The organism is Streptomyces sp. 13-12-16 (genome assembly GCF_002114215.1).
Classification (GTDB): domain Bacteria; phylum Actinomycetota; class Actinomycetes; order Streptomycetales; family Streptomycetaceae; genus Streptomyces.
In genome coordinates, this window is sequence record NZ_NCTE01000155.1 from 4,117 (window position 1) to 8,501 (window position 4,385).

Consider the following 4,385-nt stretch of genomic DNA (forward strand, 5'->3'; position numbering starts at 1 on the left):
GCACCGGAAGCGCTGCCGGGCGGCTCGGTCGCCGTGGACCTCTTCTTCACCATCAGCGGCTTCGTCATCACCCGGCTGCTGCTCGCCGAGTACGCCCGCACCGGCGGCGTCGCCCTGCTCCCCTTCTACCGGCGGCGCTGGCTGCGGCTCGTCCCGGCGCTGCTGTTCCTGTGCGCGGTCTGCGTGATCCTGTCGACGACCACCTCGCTGTGGAGTTTCGACAACTCCCTGCCGGCGGCGGGGCTGTCGGCGCTGTTCCTGGTCAACGTCGTACGGGCCACCGAGTCCGGGCCGTACGGCGACATGATGGGGCCGCTCGCGCACACCTGGTCACTGGGGGTGGAGGAGCAGTTCTACCTGTTCTGGCCGCTCGTGCTGCTGGTGCTGCTGCGGTACGCCCGTGCCCGTACGGTACTGCTCTGCACGGCGGCCCTGTGCGCGCTGCCCGTACTGTGGCGCTTCGCCCTGTGGCACCCGGACGCGGCCCACCGCATCTACAACGGCACCGACACCCGCGCCGACCAGTTGCTGGCCGGCGCCCTCGTCGCCGTGGTCCTGGCGCGGCTGCGCGCCGACGATCCCCGGCTGGCGGGCCTGCGCACCTGGGCGGGCCGGCTGGTCTGGCCGGCGCTGGGCCTGCTGGCGCTGGTGGCCTGGCGAATGCCGGTGACCGCCGACGCGGGCCCCTGGACGGCCTGCTGGTACACCGTCGGGTTCCTGCTGGTGGCGGCCCTGTCCGCCACCTTGGTCACGGCCCTCGAACTGCGCCCCGCCCAGGGACTCTCCCGGCTGCTCTCACTCGCGCCGCTGACCTGGGTGGGCCGCAACCTGAGCTACGGCATCTACCTGTGGCACTACCCCGTCGTACGCCTGCTGTCCTCCCTCGGCATGAAGGACGGACTCCTGCCGGCCACGGCCCTGCTGACCGTCCTGCTGGCCCTGCTGTCGTACTACGCCATCGAGGCACCGTCCCTGCGCCGGGCCCGGCGCCCCGCACCGGCCCGGATCTGATCACCTGCCGCCGTCGTCGCCCCCACGACCGGCTGTTCATGAATGTGAATCTGATTCAGCGCCAAAACTCTTGACGTGCCCACGGCACGCCCCTACGGTCCCGGAAAGCGCTTTCTCCGTTCACGCACCCGAACGCACCGAGGAACTCGTCCCACCAGCCGACCGAACCTGGAGACGAACGATGCACTTGAGACCCGCCCTCGCCTGCGCCGGCCTGCTGGCCGGTACGCTCGTCGCGCTGTCCGGCAATCCCGCGCAGGCCGCCACCGTGCGGTACGAGGCCGAGGGGTCCTCGGCGGTCTGCAGCGGCGCCATCGAGAACGAGTGGGCCGGATACTCCGGCAGCGGCTTCTGCAACGGCACCAACGGCACCGGCGGCTACGCCCAGTTCACCGTGAGCGCCTCCGCCGCCGGCACGGCGACGGTCCGGGTGCGCTTCGCCAACGGAGGCGGCAGCGCACGCGCCGCGAACATCGTGGTGAACGGCAGCACGGTCGCGTCCGCCTCCTTCGAGGACACCGGCGACTGGACGGGCTGGACGACGAAGACGCTCACCGTGCCGGTGCGGTCCGGCAGCAACACCGTCCGGTTCACCCCCACCTCGTCCGCCGGGCTGCCCAACCTCGACTGCATCGACGTGGAGACGAGCGGCGACACGACCACCCCGCCGCCCGCCTCCGCGCTCCACGTGGCGCCGGGCGGCAGCGCCGGCGCGTCCGGCACCCGGTCCGACCCGACGACGCTCACCTCCGCGATCGACCGCATCACCCCCGGCGGCACGATCTACCTGCGCGGCGGCACGTACCACCACTCCCAGACGGTCACCATCCCGGCCGGCAACAACGGCACCTCGGGCGACCGGACCGAGCTGGCCGCCTACCCGGGCGAGACGCCCGTACTGAACTTCTCGGCGCAGAGCGAGAGTTCGTCGAACCGCGGGCTCGCCGTGAACGGGTCGTACTGGCACGTCAAGGGGATCGTCGTCGAACGCGCCGGGGACAACGGCATCTTCGTGGGCGGCAGCAACAACGTCTTCGAGCGCACCGTGACCCGCTACAACCGCGACACCGGCCTGCAGCTCTCCCGGATGGCCTCCGACACGCCCCGCGACCAGTGGCCGTCCAACAACCTCGTCCTGAGCGCGGAGTCGCACGACAACGCCGACTCCGACGGTGAGGACGCCGACGGCTTCGCCGCCAAGCTCACCTCGGGACCCGGCAACGTCTTCCGTTACGCCGTCGCCCACAACAACATCGACGACGGCTGGGACCTCTACACCAAGGACGACACGGGCGCGATCGGCGCGGTCACCATCGAGGACTCCCTCGCCTACGAGAACGGCACCCTCTCCAACGGCGGCCAGGCCGGCAACGGCGACCGCAACGGCTACAAGCTCGGCGGCGAGGACATCGGGGTCGACCACGTCATCCGGCGCAGCATCGCCTACGACAACGGCAAGCACGGGTTCACCTACAACAGCAACCCGGGCTCGATGACCGTCTCCGACAACGTCAGCGTCGACAACGCCGAGCGCAACTTCAACTTCGACGAGGGCGGTTCGGTGTTCCGCAACAACACCTCGTGCCGCGGCGACGACGGGTCGAACGACAGGATCGTGGGCGACTCCGACGGCTCGAACCAGTTCTGGTCCGGCTCCAACGGCTCCCGGTGCGCCGACCACTCCGGCGGACTGGGCTGGTCCTTCGCCTCGGACGGCCGTCTGGTCGTCACCTTCGGCGGCGACGTCGTGACGCCGTAGGCGGCGTGGCCGGCGGCCGGCCCCCGGGTTCCTCCCGGGGGCCGGCCGCTTCCCCCGCTCCCCCTGCCTCCTCTACGACGTCAGGCCGATCTCCGCGCAGTCCGCCGCGTACGACCCGGCGCAGATGTCCTCGACGGTGTAGACGCCGTCCTGGACCACCGTGGCCTCGATGTTCTCCCTCGTGAGGGCGACCACCGGGACCAGCATCGCCGGGACGCCCTTGCGCGTCGGGCTGTCGACCACGTCACGCGCCAGCGCGTCGAACTGGATCGACCGCTCCTGCACCTTCGCCACCGCCATGTCCGCGGCCCCCGTCGCCTCCAGCAGGAACGACTTGTACACCGTCATGTACTGCTCGCCCGAGACGATCCGCCGCACCGCCGCCAGATCGGCGTCCTGCCCGGTCACCGGCGGCAGGTCGGTGACACCCGCGTCCTGAAGCACCTCGATGACGGCACCGGCCATGCCGTCGTTCGCCGAGTAGACGGCGGCGATGTTCCCGGCGCCGACCTCCTCGACCGCCTCGCGCATGTGCTCCGCGGCGACCTCGGGCAGCCACTTCCTGGTGTCGTACGACTTGGCGATGTCCACCTTGCCGTTCATCTCGCCGAGCGCGCCCTTGCGGAACAGCGCCGTGTTCGGGTCGGCGGGCTCGCCGTTCAACATGACGACCTTGCTGTTCTCGGCGCCCTCGCCTAGCGCGTTCACCAGGGCGCGGCCCTGCACCTGGCCGACGAGTTCGTTGTCGTGGGAGACGTACGCGTCGACCGGGCCCTCGGCGAGACGGTCGTAGGCGATGACGGGTATGCCCGCCTCCTTCGCCCTCTCCACGTCCGGCGCGACGGCCGCGGAGTCCACCGCGTTCACCACGATCACGTCGACCCCGTCGGCGACCATCTTCCGGAACTGCTCGCTCTGCTTGTCCTTGCTGCCCTCGGCGTTGGCGTAGACGACCTCGCCCTGCTTGTTGGTGAGGGACGAGACGCGGTCCCTGATGAGGGGGTGGTCGAACTTCTCGAAGCGCGCCGTGTCCCTGTCGGGCAGCAGCAGGCCCACGGTGATGTCGTAGCTCCGGCTCGGTGACGCGGACGCGTCGTCGTCGCCGGCCGCGCCGACGGCACCGCACGCGGTGAGCGACAGGGCCGACAGGCCGGCGGTCAGGAGCAGGGCGGGGCGGCGTACGGAGGCGGCGCGGGTGCGGGGGGTGGTGCGGGGGTTCACGTGGGGGGCCTTCCGGGCGAGTGCGTCGGGGCGACCAGGTGACTGTGTCCGTTGTGCGGGGGTGCGGCGGCCATGCTCACGGCACTCTCGCGGACTGCGCGGAGAATGTGCGCAGGAGCGGCACACAGGCTGCACACAGTGGGCCGGAAGCGTCGTTAGCGTGGCTGTCCCCTGCTCCGGACCGGCCGCCCCGGCGGGCGTCGGCGTCGGTACGTCAACTCAGGAAGACAGCGGATGGACTACTGCTCCACGTGTCGCCGGCATCTGAACGGCGCCCTGGTCTGCCCGGGCTGCGGTGCCTACGCCCCCGACATCGCGCCCGCCGTCATCGGCGGCCGTACCGTCCCGGGACCGGCGACGGCCGCCGCGCCCGGTGCCGTCACCACTCCCCCGG

The 4,385-nt window shown here is 71.2% G+C and carries 3 protein-coding genes; 2 read left to right on the forward strand and 1 reads right to left on the reverse strand.

Features of this window, described 5'->3' with window-relative positions:
- Together B7767_RS07270 and B7767_RS07275 are read left to right on the forward strand one after the other, a co-directional pair.
- Positions 1-1,011 (forward strand): acyltransferase (locus tag B7767_RS07270; protein ID WP_085571426.1); only part of this gene is annotated, 1,011 nt, incomplete at its 5' end.
- 181 nt (positions 1,012-1,192) lie between these two features.
- Positions 1,193-2,770 (forward strand): carbohydrate-binding protein, encoded by a 1,578-nt coding sequence (locus B7767_RS07275; RefSeq protein ID WP_085571427.1) that lies wholly within the window; start codon positions 1,193-1,195, stop codon positions 2,768-2,770.
- Between the two features lie 72 nt (positions 2,771-2,842).
- Here B7767_RS07275 and B7767_RS07280 read toward each other — a convergent pair whose 3' ends face one another.
- Entirely contained in the window at positions 2,843-3,991 is a 1,149-nt protein-coding gene (locus tag B7767_RS07280) for a sugar ABC transporter substrate-binding protein (RefSeq protein ID WP_085571428.1), read from the reverse strand.
- Between the last annotated feature and the right edge of the window lie 394 nt (positions 3,992-4,385).

What these genes read in the sequence shown, in the direction of transcription:
- B7767_RS07275 (WP_085571427.1), top strand. Translation starts at nt 1,193, where the DNA reads ATGCACTTGAGACCCGCCCTCGCCTGCGCCGGCCTGCTGGCCGGTACG.